General features: G+C 70.9%; 13 protein-coding genes and 1 pseudogene. 5 read left to right on the top strand and 9 right to left on the bottom strand.

All coding sequences use genetic code 11. The annotated features are described in order from the left end of the window. Positions 1-108 precede the first annotated feature (108 nt). Complete coding sequence (locus MQN93_RS19450) at positions 109-2,703, bottom strand: SpoIIE family protein phosphatase (protein ID WP_242710507.1); 2,595 nt, start codon at positions 2,701-2,703, stop codon at positions 109-111. A 546-nt stretch (positions 2,704-3,249) separates the two neighbouring features. Between MQN93_RS19450 and MQN93_RS19445 the strand changes: the two genes are divergently transcribed. Together MQN93_RS19445 and MQN93_RS19440 are read left to right on the top strand one after the other, a co-directional pair. Then, the gene (locus MQN93_RS19445; RefSeq protein WP_242710506.1) at positions 3,250-4,677 is read left to right on the top strand and encodes an alkaline phosphatase family protein; all 1,428 of its coding nucleotides are present in this window, start codon (positions 3,250-3,252) and stop codon (positions 4,675-4,677) included. Positions 4,678-4,788: 111 nt separating this feature from the next. Then, the gene (locus tag MQN93_RS19440) at positions 4,789-5,421 is read left to right on the top strand and encodes a GNAT family N-acetyltransferase (protein WP_242710505.1); all 633 of its coding nucleotides are present in this window, start codon (positions 4,789-4,791) and stop codon (positions 5,419-5,421) included. A gap of 24 nt (positions 5,422-5,445) precedes the next feature. Here the strand turns inward: MQN93_RS19440 and MQN93_RS19435 are convergent, their stop codons facing one another. The 7 genes and pseudogenes from MQN93_RS19435 to MQN93_RS19405 form a co-directional block, all read right to left on the bottom strand. Beyond that, positions 5,446-7,176: a dolichyl-phosphate-mannose--protein mannosyltransferase gene (locus MQN93_RS19435; RefSeq protein ID WP_242710504.1), complete on the bottom strand. Its 1,731-nt coding sequence runs from the start codon at positions 7,174-7,176 to the stop codon at positions 5,446-5,448. Continuing rightward, the gene (locus MQN93_RS19430; protein ID WP_242710503.1) at positions 7,173-7,469 is read right to left on the bottom strand and encodes a hypothetical protein; all 297 of its coding nucleotides are present in this window, start codon (positions 7,467-7,469) and stop codon (positions 7,173-7,175) included. Before MQN93_RS19430 ends, MQN93_RS19435 begins: the two co-directional genes overlap by 4 nt. A gap of 102 nt (positions 7,470-7,571) precedes the next feature. After that, positions 7,572-9,986, bottom strand: a complete 2,415-nt coding sequence (locus MQN93_RS19425) for a GH92 family glycosyl hydrolase (RefSeq protein ID WP_242710502.1) — start codon at positions 9,984-9,986, stop codon at positions 7,572-7,574. A gap of 132 nt (positions 9,987-10,118) precedes the next feature. After that, positions 10,119-11,393 (bottom strand): ThuA domain-containing protein, encoded by a 1,275-nt coding sequence (locus MQN93_RS19420; protein WP_242710501.1) that lies wholly within the window; start codon positions 11,391-11,393, stop codon positions 10,119-10,121. Positions 11,394-11,486: 93 nt separating this feature from the next. Next, entirely contained in the window at positions 11,487-13,256 is a 1,770-nt protein-coding gene (locus MQN93_RS19415) for a pectate lyase-like domain-containing protein (RefSeq protein ID WP_242710500.1), read from the bottom strand. Positions 13,257-13,327: 71 nt separating this feature from the next. Then, positions 13,328-14,212, bottom strand: a pseudogene (locus tag MQN93_RS19410) (chitinase); the annotation flags it as partial. 372 nt (positions 14,213-14,584) lie between these two features. Further along, complete coding sequence (locus MQN93_RS19405) at positions 14,585-15,256, bottom strand: lipoprotein (protein WP_242710499.1); 672 nt, start codon at positions 15,254-15,256, stop codon at positions 14,585-14,587. 75 nt (positions 15,257-15,331) lie between these two features. Between MQN93_RS19405 and MQN93_RS19400 the strand changes: the two genes are divergently transcribed. Continuing rightward, complete coding sequence (locus tag MQN93_RS19400; RefSeq protein WP_242710498.1) at positions 15,332-16,120, top strand: maleylpyruvate isomerase family mycothiol-dependent enzyme; 789 nt, start codon at positions 15,332-15,334, stop codon at positions 16,118-16,120. Positions 16,121-16,169: 49 nt separating this feature from the next. On the opposite strand, the gene MQN93_RS19395 is transcribed toward MQN93_RS19400, so the two are convergent. After that, on the bottom strand, positions 16,170-16,979 hold the full coding sequence (locus MQN93_RS19395) for a class I SAM-dependent methyltransferase (RefSeq protein ID WP_242710497.1): 810 nt from the start codon (positions 16,977-16,979) through the stop codon (positions 16,170-16,172). A 192-nt stretch (positions 16,980-17,171) separates the two neighbouring features. On the opposite strand from MQN93_RS19395, the gene MQN93_RS19390 reads away from it, so the two are divergent. Further along, positions 17,172-19,268 carry a DUF1996 domain-containing protein gene (locus MQN93_RS19390; protein ID WP_372504391.1) on the top strand — a complete coding sequence of 699 codons (2,097 nt, stop codon included), beginning with the start codon at positions 17,172-17,174 and terminating at the stop codon, positions 19,266-19,268. Positions 19,269-19,419: 151 nt separating this feature from the next. Next, entirely contained in the window at positions 19,420-20,529 is a 1,110-nt protein-coding gene (locus MQN93_RS19385) for a methyltransferase (RefSeq protein WP_242710495.1), read from the top strand. The last annotated feature ends 52 nt before the right edge of the window (positions 20,530-20,581 follow it).

The raw sequence follows: 20,581 nt of genomic DNA, 5'->3' as shown, positions 1-20,581 counted from the left end.
GGGGGGGCGAGGGGGGCGGTGGCGGTGCCGGGGAGCGGCGTGGCTGGTGGGGCGGTGTGGGATAGGGGGTGGGTGGGGGGGGGGGTGGGGGGGTTGGGTGCTCGGGTGTCAGTGGTGGGGGTTGGTGGGTGGGTGGCGGGTGGCGAGGAGGAGGGAGATGTCGTCGGGGCGGTGGGTGGTGTGGCGGGCCAGGGCGGTGAGGCGGTCGGCCATGCCGGCGAGGGTGCGGCGGCTCGGGCGGGTGGCGGGGGCGCCGACCTTTGACAGGGCGACGCGCAGGGCGGTGATGCCGTCGTCGATGTCGACGCCGGGGCGTTCCACGAGCCCGTCCGTGTAGAGGGCGAGGACGGCGCCGGGCTCGATGTGGAGTTCGGCGACGGGGTAGTGGGCGTGCGGATCCACTCCGAGTACGACGCCGCCGGGCAGATCCAGCACCTCGGTGTGCCCGTCCGGCTGCCGCAGCAGCGGCGGCGGATGTCCGGCCCGGGCCACCCGTGCCTGACCGGAGGCCGGGTCCAGCCGGATGTAGCAGCAGCTCGCGAACTGGCCGGGGTCGAGGTCGATGAGCAGATGGTTGGTACCGCTCATCACCTCGTCCGGCGCCCGGTCGCCGAGCGCGAACGCCCTTACCGCACTGCGCAGTTGACCCATGGTGGCCGCCGCCTGCACACCGTGCCCCTGCACGTCGCCGATGACCAGCGCCAGCCCGTCGCCCGCCTCGACGACGTCGTACCAGTCACCGCCCACCTCCATGCCCTGGGTGCCGGGCAGATACCGCCCGGTGGCCTCCACCTGCGGGTGCACCGACAGCCGGCGGGGCAGCAGCGCCTGCTGCAGCCCCCGCGCGAGCGCCGCCTCGGTCTCGTAGCGCTGGGCCTTCTCCATCGCGTGCGCGATCAGGCCCGCGAGCGCGGTGAGCACCGTGCGCTCCTCGGTGCTGAAGCTGCGGGAGCGGTCGAAGCCGAGGATGCAGGAGCCGACCGGACGCCCGGAGGCGATCAGCGGCAGGAACGCGCGCGCCCCCTCGTTCGCGTCCAGCGCGATCCCCGGGTACGCCTCCTCCAGCTGCCTCATCGAGTCGAAGAAGATCGGCCGGCCCGTGGTCAGGGTCTCCACCCCGGGCAGCCGGGCGTCCAGGCCCACTCCCTCGAAGGGCGCGAGGAACCCCTTCGGGAAGCCGTTCTCCCAGGCCAGATACAGATGGCGGTCCTGCACCAGATAGATGGCGAGCCGGCGTCCGCCGAACGCCGGCAGCACCTCCCGCGTGACCACGGCCGCCACCTGACGCGCGGTGACCGCCTCGGTGAGCGCGATGGCGAGCACGATGGGCCGGTACAGCGGGGCCATGGACGGGCTCGCGGGTGGCGGGGAGGGGGGTGGGCCGGTCGGCGACACGGCTGTGGCCGACTCGGAGTCCGACTCCGACAGCCCCACCCCCGGCTGTGACGCGAGTTCCCCGGCCTCCGTCACACGGCTCGCCGGACGGAACACGCACGTCAGAACGTCAGGCCCTGGATAGACGCACACATCGAGCCGGTCACCTTCGTACGTGCCCGGATCGCGCTCCCCGCCGGTGGGAACCGGCCGCTCCACATGGAAGCGCACCGGGTCGGGGCAGAGCAGCGCGCTGCGCAGATGGTCCTCCACGGCGGGCTGGTTCAGCCAGGGCACGCCGTCCCAGAGCGAGTGGCTGAGCAGCTGGGTGCGGGAACGCCGCAGCAGCTGGCCGGCGCGCGGGTTGGCGTAGAGGATCAGCCCGAGCCGGTCCAGGCAGAGCACCCCCTCGGGCAGCAGGTCGGCGGCGGCGTCGGCGGCCGCGCCGGGACCTGGATCGACGACGAAGCCGCGCACGGGATGTGCGCCGGAGGGGGTGCCGGGCGGGGACGGGGAGGCGTACGGGCTCCACAGTTCGACGAGCCGCAGGGCGCCGTCCTCGGACCGTACGTACAGGGGCAGCGGGGGTGGTCTGCCGCCTGCCGTCTCGCGCAGCGCGGTCAACACTCGCTGCGCCTCGGCGGGGGCTACGGCGTCCGCGAGCGCCTGCACGGACGTGGCGAACTCGTCCGCGGGCACCCCGAGCAGCGCGGGCAGCCGCTCGTCCGCCGTCACGACGTCCGTCACCGGGTCCCAGGCGAAACCCCCGGCGCGCCCCGCGGGCGGGCGGGCGCCCGGCGGCCGTACGCACACGGGCTCGCCGTCCCAGGCGACCGACGACCTGCCGCCGTCCTCCAGGCGCCGCAGCGACGCGCCCAGGTCCTCGGCCAGTCGCACCATACGGTCGCGGTGGTGCAGCAGTTCGGTCGCGTCCGTAGCGGAGGGGCACAGCACGGTCAGCACGCCGAAGGTCGTCGTACCGGCCACGACCGGGACGTACAGCGAGCCGAACTGGAACGGCAGACCCGCCGCGAACTGGGGATAGCGGCGCATCGTTTCCGTGGCGTTCGGCAGGACGACCTGGAGGCCGAGCCGGTAGGCGTCTGCCACCGGGAACGGCCGGTCCACATGCATCCGCCACCACGGCCGGAACAGCGGGCCCGGAAGTCCCGTGAGCACCGCCAGGCGCAGCAGACCGGGCGTGCCGGAGCGCAGATAGACCCCTCCCGCATGGCCTCGGGTCGCTCCGACCGCCTCCGTGGAGACGTCGATCAGCAGCGAGGCCAGCTGACCGGGCATCCGGTGTGCGTCCTCCGCGCTCCCACTCATCGGCCCTACCTCGTCCATGCCCGCCGCCCGACGGGTGACACAGCAAGAATGCGCCACGAGGGGGCCCGGGCGCACCTGGGCGGACGCAGCCCGCAGGAGAATCACGCCTCCCGGCATCGCACGGGTGCGCCGCCATGGCCGCGGACCGAGACCTCACCTCCGGCACGGAGCACCGGGGCGTGACCGGGCTTCCGGGCGGGCGTCGCGAACCCGGGGTGCGGTTGATCAGTGCGGAGCGTGATCCAACCTTCTGGGGCATGACCGGGTCCGTCGGGCGTGGCGAACCGTTCCGGATGTGATCGCCCCCTCTGGAGCGTGACCGCACCCACAACAACCCCCACCCCCCAACACCAACCAACACCCAAGCAACACCCCGGTGTTCCAAGTCACGGCTTGGCCAACTCCTCCCCGTGCATTGGCCGCATGTTCATCAGCAGCCCCTGACGGGCCCCGTCGTCCCGGGCGGAGAGTGATCGACGGCCCGCGACCCCCCCGGCGGGCCGGCCCTCACTCCGCAGAGCTCGTTTCGCTCAAGAAGGGGCAATCATGGCCGAGTTGACACGCCGTAGACTCCTGGGTTCGGCCGCCGGTGCGCTGGGCGGTGCCGCGGCCCTCTCCCTCCTGCCGCCGAGCGTCCAGAAGGCCGTCGCCGCCGAGCCGCCGAAGAACGGCTCGCTGCGCGACATCGAGCACGTCGTCATGCTGATGCAGGAGAACCGGTCCTTCGACCACTACTTCGGCACCCTCTCGGGTGTCCGCGGCTTCGGCGACCAGCACGCGCTCAGGCTCGACAACGGGCGATCCGTCTTCTACCAGCCCGACTCCGTGAACCCGAAGGGCTATCTCCTGCCCTTCCACCTCGACACGCACAAGTCCAGCGCACAGGCGATCCCCTCCACCAGCCACGCCTGGTCCGTGCAGCACCAGGCCTGGAACGGCGGCAGGATGGACCAGTGGCTGCCGGCCCACCGCAAGGCCGACGGCGTCAACGGCCCCTACGTCATGGGCTATTACACGCGCGAGGACATACCGTTCCAGTTCGCGCTCGCCGAGACCTTCACCATCTGCGACAACTACTACTGCTCCGTCTTCGGCCCCACCTGGCCCAACCGCCTGATGTGGATGACCGGTTCGATCGACCCGGGCGGCACCCAGGGCGGCCCGATCATCAGCAACGTCGCGCCGACGCCGTACCGCTGGACGACGTACGCCGAGCGTCTCCAGGCCGCGGGCGTCAGCTGGAAGGTGTATCAGCAGGACGACGACTACGGCTGCAACATGCTGGAGCAGTTCGCGACGTTCAAGAACGCGCAGCCCGGCTCCGACCTGTATGAGCGCGGCGTACGCCCGCAGCCCGAGGGCACCTTCGAGGACGACGCCCGCAACGACCGGCTGCCGGCGGTCAGCTGGATCATGCCGACCAGCTACCAGTCCGAGCACCCCGACTACCTGCCCGCCGCGGGCGCCGACTTCGTCGCCTCGAAGATCGAGGCGATCGCCGCCAACCCCAAGGTGTGGCGCAAGACGGCGTTCATCCTCAACTACGACGAGAACGACGGCCTGTTCGACCACGTGGCGCCGCCGACGCCGCCCGCGGGGACGCCCGACGAGGTCATCCAGGGGCTCCCGATCGGCGGCGGGTTCCGGGTCCCGGCGATCATCATCTCGCCCTGGACCGTGGGCGGTTGGGTCGCCTCGGAGGCCTTCGACCACACCTCCGCGCTGCAGTTCCTGGAGCGCTTCACAGGGGTCGAGGAGCCCAACGTCAGCGACTGGCGGCGCGAGACCTTCGGCGACTTCACGACGGCCTTCCGCTTCCGAGACGCCCGCCCGCGCTCGCCGCGCCTGCCCGACGACACGGCGGAGCAGCTGGAGAAGGCGAAGGAGGAGGTGGCGACCCTCCCCAAGCCCACGCTTCCCGGGGCCGACCAGAAGTTCCCGCACCAGGAGCGGGGCCGCCGACCGCACGTGTGACACCGGCGCGAGGGCCCGGGCCCAACGCCCGGGCCCTCACCCGCACGGCAAGGGCCCGCGCCCGCACCCACACTCTTGTGGGAGCGCTCCCAAAGGGGCGACGATGCTGCGATGACTCCGACTCCCGCCATCCGCCCGTACCGCCCCGACGACCGCGCGGCCCTCGACGACATCTGCATCCGCACCGCGCACAACGGCCAGGACAGCAGGCCCGTCTACGCCGACCCCACCATCTTCCCGACGATCTTCGCGGCTCCGTACGTCCACCTGGAACCGGAGCTGGCCTTCGTCCTCGACGACGGAGAGGGTGAGGCGGTCGGCTACGTCCTCGGCACCGCCGACACACCCCGCTTCGTCGAGGCCTTCCGCTCGAAGTGGCTGCCCCTGGTCGCGGACCGCTACCCGGAGCCCGCCGGACCGCCGCGCACCCCGGACGAGGCCATGATCCCGCTCCTCCACGAACCGGAGCGGATGATCGTCCCCGAGGTCGCCGCGCACCCGGCCCATCTGCACATCGATCTGCTCCCCGCCTGGCAGGGCCGCGGTCACGGCCGTGCCCTGATGCGCACCCTCCTCGCGGCCCTGCACGACCGGGGTGTGCCCGCCGTGCACCTGTGCATGGTCACGGCCAACACCCCGGCCAGGGCCTTCTACGACCGTCTCGGCTTCCACGAGATCGATGTGCCGGACCCCGGCCCGGTCACCTATCTCGGCCGTACGACAGGGGAGTTGGAGACGCTGTGACGACCACGAGCTCCCACTCCCGTCTCAGATCCAGGTGTCCAGCCACATCCGGGCGTGCCAGTCGGAGTACGGGATCGTCGTGCCCGTGTAGATCGGATAGAAGTAGATGAAGTTCCACACGATCAGCAGCACCAGCACGCCCGCGCTCACCGCTCCGACCAGCCGGCGCCGCTCGTTCGCGCCGGACGGCCCGAGCAGGGCGCCCACCATCATGGCCACGGCCAGACAGAGGTACGGCACGAAGGCGACGGCGTAGAACGAGAAGATCGTGCGGTCCTGGTAGTTGAACCAGGGGAGATACCCGGCGGCCACCGCGCACAGGATCGCGCCCGCACGCCAGTCCCGGCGCAGCGCCCACCGGAACAGGAGGTAGACCACGGCGGCGCAGGCCGCCCACCACAGCAGCGGGGTGCCCAGGCCGAGGATCTCCTGCGAGCAGCCGGAGGCCGCGTGGCAGCCCTGCTCCCCGGACTTGGGCGACTCGTAGTAGAAGGCCACGGGCCGCCCCTGGACCAGCCAGCTCCAGGGGTTGGACTGGTAGCGGTGCGGGGTGTGCAGGCCGATGTTGAACTCGTAGACGGCATGCTCGTAGTGCCACAGGCTGCGCAGCGGAGCGGGGATCCACGACCAGGTGCCGCCGCGGCCGTCCGCCCAGTGGCGGCCGTAGCCCTTGTCGGAGAGGAACCAGCCGGTCCAGGTCGCCAGGTACGTCAGCACGGCGACCGGGACCAGGGAGAGCACCGACCAGCCGAAGTCCTTGCGCAGTACGGCCTGGTAGGGGCGGTGGGCGCCCGCCACGCGGCGGGAGCCGACGTCCCACAGAAGGGTCAGGGCGGTGAAGAAGACGAGGAAGTACAGGCCGTTCCACTTGCTCGCGGCGGCCAGCCCCAGCAGGACTCCGGCCGCGAGCCGCCAGGGACGCGGGCCGAGACCGACCCGCTCACCGGTGTGCTCGTCGGGCCGTGCGAAGCCGTCCTCGCCGACGGGCAGGGCTGCCGCGAGGCGGGCCCGCGCCCGGTCCCGGTCGATGAGCAGACAGCCGAAGGCCGCGAGCGCGAAGAACATGACCACCAGGTCGAGCAGGGCGGTGCGGCTCATCACGAAGTGCAGACCGTCCACCGCGAGCAGTGCTCCGGCCAGACAGCCCAGCAGCGTCGAGCGGAACAGCCGGCGTCCTATTCGGCACAGCATGAGCACCGACAGCGTGCCGAGCAGGGCCGTCATGAACCGCCAGCCGACCGGGTCGAGGCCGAACAACTGCTCCCCGACGGCGATCACCCACTTGCCCATCGGCGGGTGCGCGACGAAGCTGCCGGTGTCGGAGAGCGGGATCACCTGCGGGTGCGCCAGGATCTGCGGATCGGCGACCTTGCGGTCGGGCCAGCTGCCCTCGTAGCCGAGCCGGAGCATCGACCAGGCGTCCTTGGCGTAGAACGTCTCGTCGAAGACCACGGCGCGCGGGCTGCCGAGCCGCCAGAACCGGAGCACTCCGGCGAGCACGGCGACGAGGACCGGGCCCACCCAGCCCATGGATCCCGCGACGCGCCGGGCCAGGTCCGGCCCCAGGCCCAGCGTTCGCCAGACACGGGTGCCCGGTTCGGGGAAAGCGGGAGCCAGGTGCTCGCGGGTGTCGGTGCGTGAGGCCGGCGTATAGCCGAACCGGCGCAGGCGCTGTGCCCAGGAGGTGGCCGCGGGCTGCGCGGCGCGGCGGGCGTCCTCGTCGGTGCCGGCCCGTGTGGGGGTGTCACTCGTCACCGGTTCATCGTAGGGAACGCCTGTACGGCTCCCGGACGGCCGTCGGGGATCAACCGGGCGAGGGCGAGGGCGAGGGCGCGGGCAGCAGGCCGACGGCCTCGGCGGCCGGCCAGAACCCGGACGGGACCGGGGTCGCACAGCCGGATGCCCGACCGCCAGGCACGGTCGAGGACGGCGGTGGCGTCCCGGTCGGTGACGGGCGTGAACAGCCCGCCCAGTGACGCGAGGCCCAGGCCGAGACGGCTGACGCGCAGCCCGGTGCGGCCCGGCGGCACCGGCTCGTCGGCCCTCATGGCGACCTCCCGGGGCGGCCGTCGTCCACGCAGTGGTGGCATACGACGGCCGCCGTTCAGCATGCCGGGAGGTCGGGGGTTCGCAACCCGGCCGGGCTCAGCTCACTCGGGCAAAGTGGCCGGGTTCGTCGCCCATTGGGTGTTCGGCTGTTCCGCGAGCCGGAAGTCGAGCCGTCCGCCGGAGAGGGGCAGGCCCGGGCCGGTCCACGACCGGTCGAGGGTGCGGCCACCGAGGCGTACGGCGTCGACGTAGATGTGGGTGTCGTCGGCGTCCGGTGCCGTGATCACGATGTCCTTGCGGCCCGGCCGGTCGATCACGGCCGAGGGGAAGACCGGTGCGCCCAGCAGCATGCGCGCGGTGCCCGGTGTCTGCGGGTAGATGCCGAGCGCGGAGAAGACGTACCAGGCGGACATGGTGCCCAGGTCGTCGTTGCCGGGCAGGCCCGAGGGCCCGGTGCCGTACACGGTGTCGACGATCTGCCGCACGGTCGCCTGCGTCTTCCAGGGCTGTCCCAGGGCGTTGTAGAGCCAAGGCGCGTGGATTCCGGGCTCGTTGGTGGGGTCGTAGCGCAGCGCGTCGCCGCCCCGCACCGACCAGGAGCCGTCGGCCTTGTGGAAGAAGCCGTCGAGCCGGTCGGCCCCCGCCTCACGTCCGCCCATCGCGTCGGCGAGGCCCTGGACGTCCTGCGGCACCATCCAGGTGTACGTCGCGCTCGTGCCCTGTGCGAAGCCGAGGTCGCTGCCCGGGCTGAACGGCGTCACCCACGAACCGTCGAGCTTGCGGGCCTGGATGTACCCGGTGTCCGGGTTGAAGACGTTGCGCCAGTAACCGCCGCGCTCGCTGAAGACCTTGGCCTCGGTGTCCCGCCCCAGCAGCTTCGCCCACTGGGCGAGCGCGGAGTCGGCGACGGCGTCCTCCAGGGTCTCGGCGGCCCCGCCCCAGCAGTGGCACACGTCCTGGGCTGCGTAGTGGGAACTCAAGTACTGGGCCAGATTGGGGCGTTGACCGACGCACTGGCCGGGGCAGCCGGCGTCCGAGAGTCCGTCGGGGTTGGGCACCGTGGCCTGCCGGACCAGGGAGTCGAAGGCGCCCTTGTAGTCGAAGTTGCGCACCCCCATGGCGTAGAAGGTGGCCAGGGTCGCCGCCGAGGGGTCGCCGGTCATGACGTGGGTGGCGCCGCTGATGTGCACCCAGCGGTCCCACACTCCGCCGTTCTGCTGGGCGAAGTTGTAGAGGGACTGGGCGAAGTCGCCCGCCACGGTGGGCTTGAGCAGGGCGAGCAGCTGGATCTGGGCCCGGTACTGGTCCCAGCCCGAGAAGTTGCTGTACTGCGCGCGCTGTCCGCGGGCCAGCCGGTGGACGGCCTGGTCCATGCCCCAGTAGCGGCCGTCGGTGTCGCTGATCAGGTTGGGCTGCATCAGGGAGTGATAGAGCGCCGTGTAGAAGGTCTGGCGGCGGGCCGCGCTGCCGCCCCGCACGCGGACCACGTCCAGTTCACGGTCCCAGGCCCGCGCTCCCGCCTCGGCGACCTGCGCGACGCTCGCGTGCGCCGGGATCTCCTCGCGCAGATTGGCCTCGGCGCCCTTCTGACTGACGTAGGAGATGCCGATCCGCATGTGGACATCGTTGTCAGCGCTGGTGTCGAAGCCGACCCAGCCGCCGGAGCCGCGCCCGGCCCGGTCCGCGCCCGTCGCATAGCCCTCCCCGCCGGAGGCGGAGGTCGAGCCGGGGGAGACGGTCGCGTCCTTCCAGGTGCCGGTCGAGGAGAAGGCACGGTCGAAGGAGGCGCTGAAGTACAGCTTGTAGTAGCTCTTGCGGTTGTTGACCCCGCCGTTGGCGCGGCGCCCGCAGAACGCGCCGGTCAGCACCCAGCCGGTCACCTTGCGGTGCGCGGCGTCGATGTCGACGTGCGCATCCTCGCTGCCGTTCAGGGAGTTGGAGACACGGAAGAGCAGATTGGCCGGACGGTCGTCCGGGAAGCTGAAGTCGGCGACGCCCGCGCGCTCGCTGACCGCGAGGTCGGCCTTGGCGCCGGACGCGAGGCCGAGGGTGTAGCGGCCCGGCGTCGCCTTCTCGTCGGCGTGCGAGAAGTTGGACGCGTAGACGGCGTCCTTGGTGTCCGCCGACGGCGAGGACGTGACATCGCCGACGAACGGCATGATCGGTACGTCCCCTGCCGCGCCGGGGTTGCAGCCGGCGCCGTTGACATGGGTGAGGCTCAGACCGCGGATGCGGGTGGCGTTGTACTCGTAGCCGTTGGCCGCCCCGGTGCTCGTCTGGTCCCCGGTGGTGCTGGTCGGCGACCAGCCGATCATCCCGTACGGCAGGGTGGCGCCGGGATAGGTGTTGCCGCCGCCGGAGGAGCCGATCAGGGGGTCGACGAGCGAGGACGGACGCTCGGCGGCGTCGGCCCCCACGGACGGGAACGGAACGCTCAGGGCCACGGCCGTGGCCAGGAGGACCGCCGCGGATCTTGCACCGGATCGCCGTGCTGCGCGCAGCCGTTGAAGGCGCATGCGTGAGCCTTTCGATGACGGGACGTGGGCCCGGAAGGCTTCCGGGCCGCGCGCCAGACTAGGAGCCCGTCGGATGAAAGGGGAGCGCCCGTGGGGTCGTTGTGGTGAAGGCGGGGTGAACGGTGCCGGTACTCAGCTCTGAGCCGTCAGCTGAAAACTCTGTGCCGCCGAGCCGTCGCAGGTGCGCTGGGTGAGCCGGAGACCGTCGGCCGCCGTCGCGGCCGCGCTCAGACATCTGCCGCTGTGCCGGGCGACGAAGTGATAGCGCCCGGCGGCCTCCCGCACGGGCTGCCACTGCTGGTTCTGTCCGCCGGAGTACGACCACAGCTGCACCGGTGCGTTGTCCGCCGTGGAGCGGTCGGTGACGTCGAGGACCTGCTGCGGGTTGCCGCGTGCGGAGACGCGGACGTAGCCGCTGTCCGTGGTGCGGAACTGGTACTGCTGCGCGGTGGTGCCGTTGCACGCGTACTGCTGGATGGCCGTGCCGTTGGCGGTGGCCGCCGCCTTGGCGTCCACGCAGGTGCCGTTGGCGGTGTTGCGCACCGTGTACCAGGCGGTCTCGGAGATCGAGTCGGCCGGGGGCTGGGTGGAGTCCGCGCCGCCCAGCCATTTCAGACCGTCGAGCAGGAAGCGGTTCTGGGTCGCGCTGGCGAAGGTCGACGACAGGGTGGTGTTGGTGTCGTAGTCCATCGCGTTGTGGCCGAAGTTGGCGTACAGCATGCGGTACTTCGTGTTGGTCCACAGGATCGGGTAGTAGCCGTCGTACCAGGTCTGGTTGGGGTCGGTGCCGAGCGGGAAGCTGCTGGGGTCGACCGAGGCGAGGATCTTGATGTCGGGGTTCTTGCGCAGGTCGTTCGACCAGCTGTACCACTCGCTCACGGACGAGGTGAAGGTGTCCGGCAGGTTCTTGGTCGCGGGGTTGGTGTGGTCCTCGACCTTCAGGACCGCGGTGGTCGGACCCCAGGTGTTGGAGACGAAGTTGCCGCTGCCGAGGAACTGGTTGTGGTACCAGTCCCAGCTCTGCGCGTCGGTGGTGAAGGCGGAGACGTGGAAGCCCATCCAGGCGCCGCCGCCGCGCATGTAGCTCTCGAATCCGGTGCGTTGGGCGGCGGTCTGCGGCAGGTCGTCGAGGAACAGCACGACCTGGTACTGGTTGACGCCGCCGTTCGCGAGCAGGTCCCAGTTGTTGCTGGCCGTGTAGGTGAAGCCGTTCTGCGCGGCCTGCTCGGGGAACCACTCGTTGGCCTCGTGGACGAAGCTGATGTGCGCCGCGTCGTAGGTGCCGTTGTAGAGGGCGAGCACCTTGAACGGCTGGGCGGCCGCGTGGGCGCGGGGGACACTCAGCGCGGTCAGCAGGATCGCCAGCAGGGCGAGGATGCGGAGGGTGCCGGATCTTATGGCGTGCATCGGGTGATGCCTCCTCTCCGGGGCCGGCCCGGGTTCAGGTCCGGGCCGGCCGCGGGTCAGGGTCCGGTTCGGGGATACGGGTCAGGTCCCGGTTCAGGGATAGCTGACGAGATCGGCCACGTTGGTGGACGAGTTGGACGGCCCGCCGCGGTCGTTGACGACGTGGCGGATGGTGCCCGTGCCGCCGAGCGAGACGGTCACCATGTCGGTGAAGCGGACGTCCGGCTTGTTCGGTGCCTCGATGGCGTGCTCGGCCGTCACGCTCGGGTTGGCGTTGAAGAAGCAGTAGCTGCCGAAGCCGTAGACCTGGTGGCTGGTGACGGAGTCGGCGACCTTGTAGGCGGCGTAGCCCTCGGTGGAGCCGTTCATCCAGGCGGCCTGGTCCGGCGGGTCGTAGGGCATCTCGTTCTGGTAGAAGTACGTGCGGCCGCCGTTGCCGTTCCAGATGGTCTGGTGCTTCTGGTAGTGCTCGACGAAGAGGCCGTACATCGTCACGTCGTCGCCGTCGACGACGAGCCCGGTGTCCGCGGTGTTGGTGTTCCAGCCGACCCCGTCGCCGTGGTCGGCGCGCCAGATCCACAGATGGTCGCCGATGACGTCGTCGCTGTTGACCGTCAGGCTGGTGGTCGCCTTGCCGACGCCCGCGCCGCCGACGCGGAAGAACACGTCGTGCAGGGAGCTCGGATCGCCGCTGTGATCCGCGGACGAACCGCTCGGGCCCATCTCCAGCAGCTGCTCGGAGTTGGTGGTGCCGGCGTCGATGAGCAGCCCGGCGAGCTGGACGCCGCTGACGTCGGCGACGGTCATGGCGGTGATGCCGTTGTCCGGGACGAGCGTGGCCAGCCCGAGGCCCAGGACCACGGTGTCCGGTTTGGTGACCTTCAGGGTCTGGTCGAGGTGGTAGACGCCCGGGGTGACCAGCAGGTGCTTGCCCGCCGCGAGCGCGTCGTTCATCTGGGCGGCGGTGGCGCCGGGCTTGACGACGAAGAAGTCCGACAGGGGCAGCGACGTTCCCTCGGGCGTGCCCGAACCCCAGCTGACACCGCTGGAGTTGGTCCGTGCCGCGGGCACGAACACCTTCCAGGCGCTGTCGGAGTCGACGTACAGGAACGGCTTCTCACGGGTCACCGGGCTCTTGTCGACCGTCGTGTACGGCGGCTGGGGGAAGCTGGTGGCGGGCACGCCCTGGCTGCCGACGAAGACCATGTTCCAGTTGGAGCCGGTCCAGCTGCCCAGCTGGGAGTTGCGGGTCAGCCACTGCTGCTGTGAGCCCGAGCGGACCTGGCCGTCGACCTTGGTGTCGGCCATGTACCCGCCGCTGGACCAACCCCCGTCGTCCAGCGCGAGGTTGCCGCGCAGATGCATCCGGCGGTACGGCGCCGCCTGCGAGACCGCCCAGCGGTCCGTGCCGGAGGCCGGGGTGACCGAGAGGTTCTCCGCCGAACGCCAGAAGTTCTGGGTGGCGTTGCCCTGGAACCAGTCGGCCTCGGCGTGCACCGCGCCCTTGATGTTCACGTCGTCGGGGGACAGGCCGAGACCGGCGACCTGGGTGTAGAACCCCACGTTGGCGTCGGCGTCGTAGGTGCCCGGCTTGAAGAGGAACGCCTTGCGGGCGGTGCCGAACTGGTTCTTCTCCTGCTCCTTGAACGTGCTGTCCAGGCTGTTCTGGATCGTGTCGGCGGGGGTCGACGGGTCGAAGACGGTGACGTTCGGGCCCAGGTCGGGGTCGGTCGCCGCCGCCTGCGCGCCCTGGGTGAGGTGCGGCAGGACGACGGCGGCACCGGACCCGGTGGCGGCGAGGACCAGAGCGGTCAGCAGAATCCGCAGACGGCGGCTTCCGGCGTGTCTCTTGCTTCTGAACACGGCTGTCTCTCTTGGGGTGTGGGGGGTGGCAACTGGGAGGGACCGCAGCGGAGTTGAGCGGGCGGTGCAGTTCAGCCGGTGTACTGCGCGAAGACGCTCGTGTACTCCCAGTCCTTCTGGTCGACGCCGGAGCAGCTGTCGGCGCTGCCTCCGGTGCAGGGGCGGTCGCGGTTGGCGGACCAGAAGGTGAGCCGGGCCAGGTGGTGCTGCTGGGAGTAGCCGAGGATCGTCCTGAAGTCGTCGACGGTGACGGTCTCGTTGTTGTCGGTGATGCCGTTCATCGACGAGATGCCCATGTCGCGGTAGGCCTGGTCGTCGCTGTAGCCGTAGGCGCTCTTGAGGGCGTTCTTGAGGCCTTCGGCGGCCTGGGTGGTGAGGGTGCCCATGTTCTGGCCGGCGCCGCCGAAGTCGAACGGCATGATCGCCCAGGCGTCGACCGACAGGCCGGAGTCGGCGGCGCGGTTGATGAGGCTGGTGTCGGGTCCGTTCTGGCCGGTGCCGATGGTGATGTAGACCTTCAGGCCGTCGTTGTTCGCCTTGATGGTCTTCAGGGCGTCGACGGTGCGCTGCTGGACGGTGGGGTCGCTGTAGGCGTCGGCCTCGATGTCGATGTCGATCGCCTTGAGGCCGTAGGCGTCGATGACCTTCTGGTAGGCGCCGGCGAGTGCGTCGGCGCTGGAGCAGGAGCTTTCCAGCTTGTTGCCGCTGTAGCCGCCGAAGGACGGGATGACGTCGCCGCCGTTCGCGCGCACGGTGTCGATGGTCTGCTGGTCGACGCCGCCGCTGAGCGGACGGCTGCCGTCCCATTGCGGGTTGCAGGTGCCGTTGCTGAGGACGAAGGCGAGGGTGAACCACTTGACGCCGGTGGCGTCGGTGATGGTGCTCGGGTTCGGCGGGTCGCCCCAGCCGTTGTAGAGGTAGGGCGCCACGGCCATGGGCGCGGGCTCGGCGGCTCCGGCGGGACGGGCGTTGAGTGTCGCGGCGGAGAGCGCGACCAGAGCCACGGCGAGGCCGCCGCGCAACGCGGCCGCTTTGGTGGGGGACTTGAAGGTCATGAGTGGGGTCACAGCCTTTCGGCAGCAGCGGACGGTGGGGGGAGCACTCCCAGACGTGCAAGGCGTTCATGTGGGTGAACCTTGGGCGTGCTTGTGAAGCTGCGTGACCCGGAACCTAAAGGTCTGAACCAGACACGTCAAGAGATGAAGCAGGCGTTCGTCGCGAAGAGTTGGGGCGTACACGGCATGAAGACGGCCGTGCCGCCCACCTGACGCGTGTCGAGTGCGGTGCTCGGTGAGGCGGACGCGGTGTTCAAGAAATAGCGGTGTCCCTTACGCGGTGCGCAGGGTCCGCTTCGCCAGTTCGAAGGCGGGCAGCATCGCCCGGTGTTCCTCGGCGTCCAGTCCCCCGAGGTGCACGACGACCGGCCCCCGCGCGGTGGTGACGGCGAGGGCACGCTCCGGTTTGGTCTCGTCCAGGAGCTCGCTCGTGTACTCGTACGACACCTCTACGCCGTTAAGGCCGCCCGCCTTCACCTCGCGGTACTCGGCGTGGCTCGCACCGTCCTCGGCCGCCACGAAGGCCTTCAGCACGGTGCGTGCGTCGTCGTCGCCGGGCTTGCCGGTCCAGACGCGCAGGAAGCCGATGTTGCCCGCCGGTTTGGCGTCGACCTCGCACGCGGCGGTGACCGGGCCCTGGCGCAGAAGGGCGTCGGAGGCCGCCCCCGCGTCGACGGCCTCGGCCTTCCAGCCCTTCGCGATGTCGAACGTGACGGGAAGCTCGCAGGCCGAGCCGGACGCCCCGATCGTCCCGCCCCGCTCGGCCACGGCACCGCTCCCGGCCGACGCCTCGGATGCCGTGTCCGACGCCTCGGACGTCGCGCCCGGCGCCGACGAGGTCGCCCGGGTCTCCCCGTCCGACGCCTGGCTGCAGCCCGCCAACACCCCGGCCAGCAGAGCCACTTGGACCATCCTCCGCCGTGCCGTCCCCGCCCCGACCAGCATCGCGCCGTCTCCTTCCGACCAGGCGCGACACCATATCCGAGAGCCCGCCGAGGATCCGACTGGCAGGATGAACCGGTGACCTCACTGACCTTCGACGACTACTGTCAGGCGATCGTCTCCCAGACCGATCTGCTCAGCCGCCGTATCCGAGGGGCGGACACGGCCACCCCGGTGCCCACCTGCCCGGGCTGGGACCTCGGCCGGCTGCTGCGGCACGTGGGCGGGGACCACCGGTGGGCGGAGGAGGTCGTACGGACACGATCCGTCGAACCCGTCCCCGCCGACCCCGTCGACGACCCGGCCGTCTACGCCCACCTGGACGGCGACGCACTGGTCGACTGGCTCGGTGAAGGCGCCGAGGCCCTTGCCGCCGCCCTCCGCGCCGCCGGACCCGGCACCCGGGTCTGGACACCGGCGCACGAACGCTCCACCGCGCTGTTCTGGGCCCGGCGCATGACCCACGAGACCGCGCTCCACCGCGCCGACGCGCTCCTTGCGACCGGCGCGGAGTTCACCCTCGACAGCGCTCTGGCGCTGGACGCGGTGGAGGAGTGGCTGGAGTTCTCGACCGTCCCCGAGGCGTACGAGCCCACCCCGGAGGCGCCCGGATTGCTCGCCCCGGACCGGACCCTGCACTTCGAGGCCGACGGTGCCGGCCAGTGGCTCGTCGACCTCACCGGCGAACAGCCCACTTGGCAGCCCTGGCAGCAGGGCACCGCCGACGCCGCCGCGACCGTCCGCGGCCCGCTGACGGACCTCCTTCTGTTCCTCTACCGCCGCCCCGCGCCCGCGGTGGAGACCCGGGGGGACAAGGACCTGCTGGAACTGTGGTTGAGGCGGACGGGGTTCTGGCTGGAGGCGTAAGCGCGCGGCGCCTCCGGGCTCGGTGGTGGACGACCTCGGCCGTAGGCCTTCACGTCTTCGCGCCCTTGCGTCCCCGCACCGCCCAAGCGCGCGCCCGCAACGCGATCGAGCCGTCCGCTCCTTCCGGTACCCGCTCGCGCAGTTCGTCCCGCAGACGCTCCCGGGCGGCCGGTGCGAGCGCGGTCACGTAGCCCGGCGCGGGGCCCTGTCCGGCCAGGAACGGGTCCCAGAGGTCGGTGAAGTCGCCGAAGGCGGTGGGGACTTCGACGGGGGCGACGTGGACGTCGGTCAGCCCGGCCGCGGTCCAGAGTGCACGCAGGGGGGCCGGGCGGCACAACGGGAAGCGGCGGCCCTCGTCCAGCGCTGCCGCCGACTCCGGGTCCACCGCGGCCACGGCGTCCCAGAAGTACCGTAGGAACCCCATGCCTTCGGCGTAGTCCCACACATACGCGGCGACCAGTCCACCGGGTGCCACCGTGCGAGCCGCCTCCGCCACCGCTGCACCGGGGTCGGGCAGGAAGTTCAGGACCAGCCCGCTGACGGCCGCGTCCACCGTGGCGTCGGCCACCGGCAGCGCCTGGGCGTCGGCCAGGACGAAGTGCGCCGGGGGAGGGGTGTTCGCCCGCGCCGCGGCCGCGAACCCGGCGGATCGTTCCACGCCGAGCAGCGCCCGGGGCCGGCAGCGGGACGCCACCGTCGCGGTCAACGCGCCCGAACCGCAGCCGATGTCGAGCCAGCGCGCGTCCGGTGCGCACGCCAGCCGGCCGAGGAACTCGTCGGCGACGAGCCGGCTCCACCGTCCCATGTACCGCTCGTAGGCATTTCCGGCGGTCCATACGTCAAAGTCGCGTTCGGTCACGTTTTCACTTTTCCGTGCCGTGCGACGGCGCGCCACAGGAGAACGCGTGCGCGCACGCGCTTACTGGGAGGTTCCTATGAATCTCCGAGAGGTTTCTATGAATCTGTGAGGCGGTTGAACACCCACGGGCCGCCGTCCGTATGGAGCGAGGGATTTTCATGCTTGACCGCCGTGATCCGTAGGAGATTTCTCGTGGGACGCAATACGCGCAGACGCCCGACAGGCCCGCGCCGTGCAACCTTTGCGGCATTCGCGCTGATGCTGGGTGGAGGCGGCCTGGTCGCGGCCAACGTCTACGCCTCGGCGACGGAGGACGGCTCGGGTACGGATGCGCAGACGCGCAGTGCCGCGGCCGCCACGATCGACTGCCCCGACGTCGGCAACAAGTTGACGGAGGTTCCGGAGAAGGCGCGCGGGGACGTCGACAAGGAACTCGCCACGCTGGACCAGCAGGTGGCCGAGGCGTACCGGCAACTGCAGTCGGCGACGCCCGAGCAGCGCCAGGACAGTGGCTACACCGACGAGAACGTCATGAAGCCGCTGAAGGAGAAGCGGAGCGAGACGCTCGACCGCATTGGCAACGCCATGGACCAGGCCGGGCAGCGCCCCGACGGGCTCGACTCGATGGCCGACTGCTCGATGCGCACCTGGCAGAACGGCGGCCAGGACAACGGCCAGAACGGCGACGGTCAGGGCGACGGCCAGAACGGCGACGACCAGAACGGTCAGAACGGCCAGGACGGCAACGGCGATCAGCAGGGCGGCAACGGCGGCCAGGCAGGCAACGGCCCCGTCGCGGCCGACTTCGTGGACATCACCAAGGTCGCTCCGAACGTCCAGGCCAAGCCGCAGAACTCGAACAACGCCTCGACCGGTTCGTTCACCACCAACTGCGGTGTCAACGCGAACAAGAACTTCAACAGCGACAACGTCATCGCGGCGCCCGGTGTGACCAACGGCGCGCACCACACGCACGACTACGTCGGCAACCAGAAGATCAACGCGTTCTCGTCCAACGACAACTTCCTGCAGGGCGGGACCAGTTGTGACAACAAGGACGACCTCTCGTCCTACTACTGGCCGGTGGTCCGGCTGCAGGACGGCACGCAGGAGTTCGACCAGAACAACGACGGCGGCGGCAAGGAGGGCAACGTCGGCAAGATCCTGACCCCCGTGCAGGCCGAGATCAAGTACGTCGGCAACCCGACCAGCAAGGTCGTCGCGATGCCGCAGTTCCTGCGCATCATCACCGGTGACGCCAAGACCACCACCAACGGCCTGGCGAACGCCAACGCGCACTGGAGCTGCACCGGCTTCGAGGACAAGGTCCAGCTGACCGAGCAGTACCCGCTGTGCCCGCAGGGCAGCAAGGTGGTGCGTACATTCGCCTTCCAGAGCTGCTGGGACGGTCGGAACATCGACAGCGCCAACCACCGCACGCACGACGCGTTCGTGGATCCCAAGACCGGTGCCTGCCCGAACGGGTTCCAGGCGATTCCGCAGCTGACGGAGCGCATCGTGTACGACATTCCGACCCCGACCATCGAGAACGGTCAGGTCAAGAACCCGTACGCGGTCGACAGCTTCCCGGAGCAGCTGCACAAGCCGGCCACCGACCACAACGACTTCATCAGCATCACCACCGGTGGTCTGGCCGACAAGATCGCCGACTGCATCAACAGCGGCCGTGACTGCGGTGCGGGCGGCGGTGGCGACCAGGGTTCGGGCGGCGACGACCAGGGCTCTGGCGGCGGGGCGACCGAGCAGCCGTCCGAGCAGCCTTCGGACCAGCCGAGCGACGAGCCGACCGCTCAGCCGACCGAGGACCCCACCACGCCGCCCGCCGGTGACGACAACGGCAACGGCAACGCGGGCAACGACGGTTCGGGCAAGGGCAATGGCGACAACGGATCCGGCAAGGGTGACAACGGCGGATCCGACGACCAGACGGCACAGCCCCCGGCCACGCAGACGCAGCAGCCGTCGGACGACGACCCCACGATGTCCAGCACGACGGACCCCGAGGTCTACGCGTCCGCCAAGGCCAAGGCCTCCAAGAGTGCCGCGGCCGGCGCGGAGCAGGGCGGGTCGGGCAACGACGACGACAACGGTGACGGTTCCGTCCAGGCCCAGGGCACGGGCGGCAACGGCTCCGTCGTCGGCAACCAGGCCGAACCGCAGGGCGGCGACCTCGCGGAGACCGGCACGACCCTGTGGCCCGCGGCGGCCGGCACGGTCCTGCTGATCGGCGGTCTGTTCCTGCTGACCCGTACGCGCCGGCGCTACTAGCGACGACGCCCCAAGGGCGCCCGGACCGGCCTCCGGTCCGGGCGCCCTGTGTTGTCCGGAGCGGGGTGGGGGACCATGCCGTTCCGGAGCCGGGCGGGGCCCGCAGCGTGGACCATGGGACGGGGACCCGCAGCCGACCGCGGAGGACACGATGACCGATGCGACGCCGGATCCGACGCCCGATCCGGAGCCGAAGCGGGAGCCGGAGCCAAACCGGGATCGGGAGCCGAGGTCCGCTCCGACGCCCGAGGACCGCGACGCGATCATGTCCACGGTCTTCGGGCACATGGAGGCACAGATCCTCGGCGCGACGGTACGCCTCGGAATCGCCGACAGTCTGGGTGACCGGGAGCGGGACGCCGCCGACGTGGCCGCCGATCTGGGCACCGATCCGGATGCCACCCGACGCCTTCTGCGTGCGTTGGCGGGGTCGGGCCTGGCGGTCGAGGTGCGCCCCGGCGTGTTCGCCCTCACGCCCAGGGGAGCGCTGCTGCGCACCGACCGCCCGGACTCGGTGGCCGCCTTCGTCGCGATGTTCATGGACCGGACGACGGTGGGCGCCTGGAGCCATCTCGACGACAGCGTCCGCACCGGGCGTGCCGCCTTCGACGAGCTGTACGGGACGGACTTCTTCGATCACCTCGCGACCCACCCCGCGCTGTCACGGGCGTTCAACGCCGCGATGCGCCAGGGCACCGGGGCGAGTGCCCACGTCCTGACGACCGCGCTCGATCTCGCGGGCGCCACCTCGGTCACCGACGTCGGCGGCGGCGACGGGACGCTGCTCGCGGCGCTCCTGACGGGGCACCCGTACCTGCGCGGCGTGCTGTTCGAGACGTCCCAGGGAGCGGCCGAGGCGGGCCCACTGCTGACGGCCGCCGGCGTCGCCGGTCGCTGCGAGGTCGTCACCGGCGACTTCTTCATCTCGGTGCCCTCCGGGTCGGACGTCTATCTGCTCAAGGGCGTCGTGAAGGACTGGGACGACGACCGGGCGACCACCGCCCTCGCCACGATCAGGTCGGCGATGCCGCCCGACGGACGCCTGTTGATCATCGAGGTCGTCATGCCGGAGACCGTCGACGGCTCGGTCCCGTCCGTCATGTACACCGGCGACCTCCACCTGCTCACTCACGTCACCGGCCGCGAACGCACCGAGCCGGAGTACCGCTCCCTGTGCGCCCGCGCCGGCTTCTCCGTCCCCCGAGTGACCCACCTGCCGCCCCCGTCCCCGCTCTCGGTGATCGAGGCGGTGCCCGTTTGACCCCCTCCCTGTTGGCCAGATCCCGCGGGATGTGGCAGACCCTGGCCCGGGT

It is taken from the genome of Streptomyces spinosisporus (assembly GCF_022698145.1).
GTDB classification, from domain to species: domain Bacteria; phylum Actinomycetota; class Actinomycetes; order Streptomycetales; family Streptomycetaceae; genus Streptomyces; species Streptomyces spinosisporus.
The sequence above is the reverse complement of the archived record's forward strand: the minus strand, read 5'-3'. Positions and strand labels throughout refer to the sequence as shown.

Coding starts and splice junctions, on each gene's coding strand:
- MQN93_RS19425 (WP_242710502.1), bottom strand. CDS start 9,986: ATGCGCCTTCAACGGCTGCGCGCAGCACGGCGATCCGGTGCAAGATCC.
- MQN93_RS19440 (WP_242710505.1), top strand. CDS start 4,789: ATGACTCCGACTCCCGCCATCCGCCCGTACCGCCCCGACGACCGCGCG.
- MQN93_RS19430 (WP_242710503.1), bottom strand. CDS start 7,469: ATGAGGGCCGACGAGCCGGTGCCGCCGGGCCGCACCGGGCTGCGCGTC.
- MQN93_RS19405 (WP_242710499.1), bottom strand. CDS start 15,256: ATGCTGGTCGGGGCGGGGACGGCACGGCGGAGGATGGTCCAAGTGGCT.
- MQN93_RS19445 (WP_242710506.1), top strand. CDS start 3,250: ATGGCCGAGTTGACACGCCGTAGACTCCTGGGTTCGGCCGCCGGTGCG.
- MQN93_RS19450 (WP_242710507.1), bottom strand. CDS start 2,703: ATGAGTGGGAGCGCGGAGGACGCACACCGGATGCCCGGTCAGCTGGCC.
- MQN93_RS19420 (WP_242710501.1), bottom strand. CDS start 11,393: ATGCACGCCATAAGATCCGGCACCCTCCGCATCCTCGCCCTGCTGGCG.
- MQN93_RS19385 (WP_242710495.1), top strand. CDS start 19,420: ATGACCGATGCGACGCCGGATCCGACGCCCGATCCGGAGCCGAAGCGG.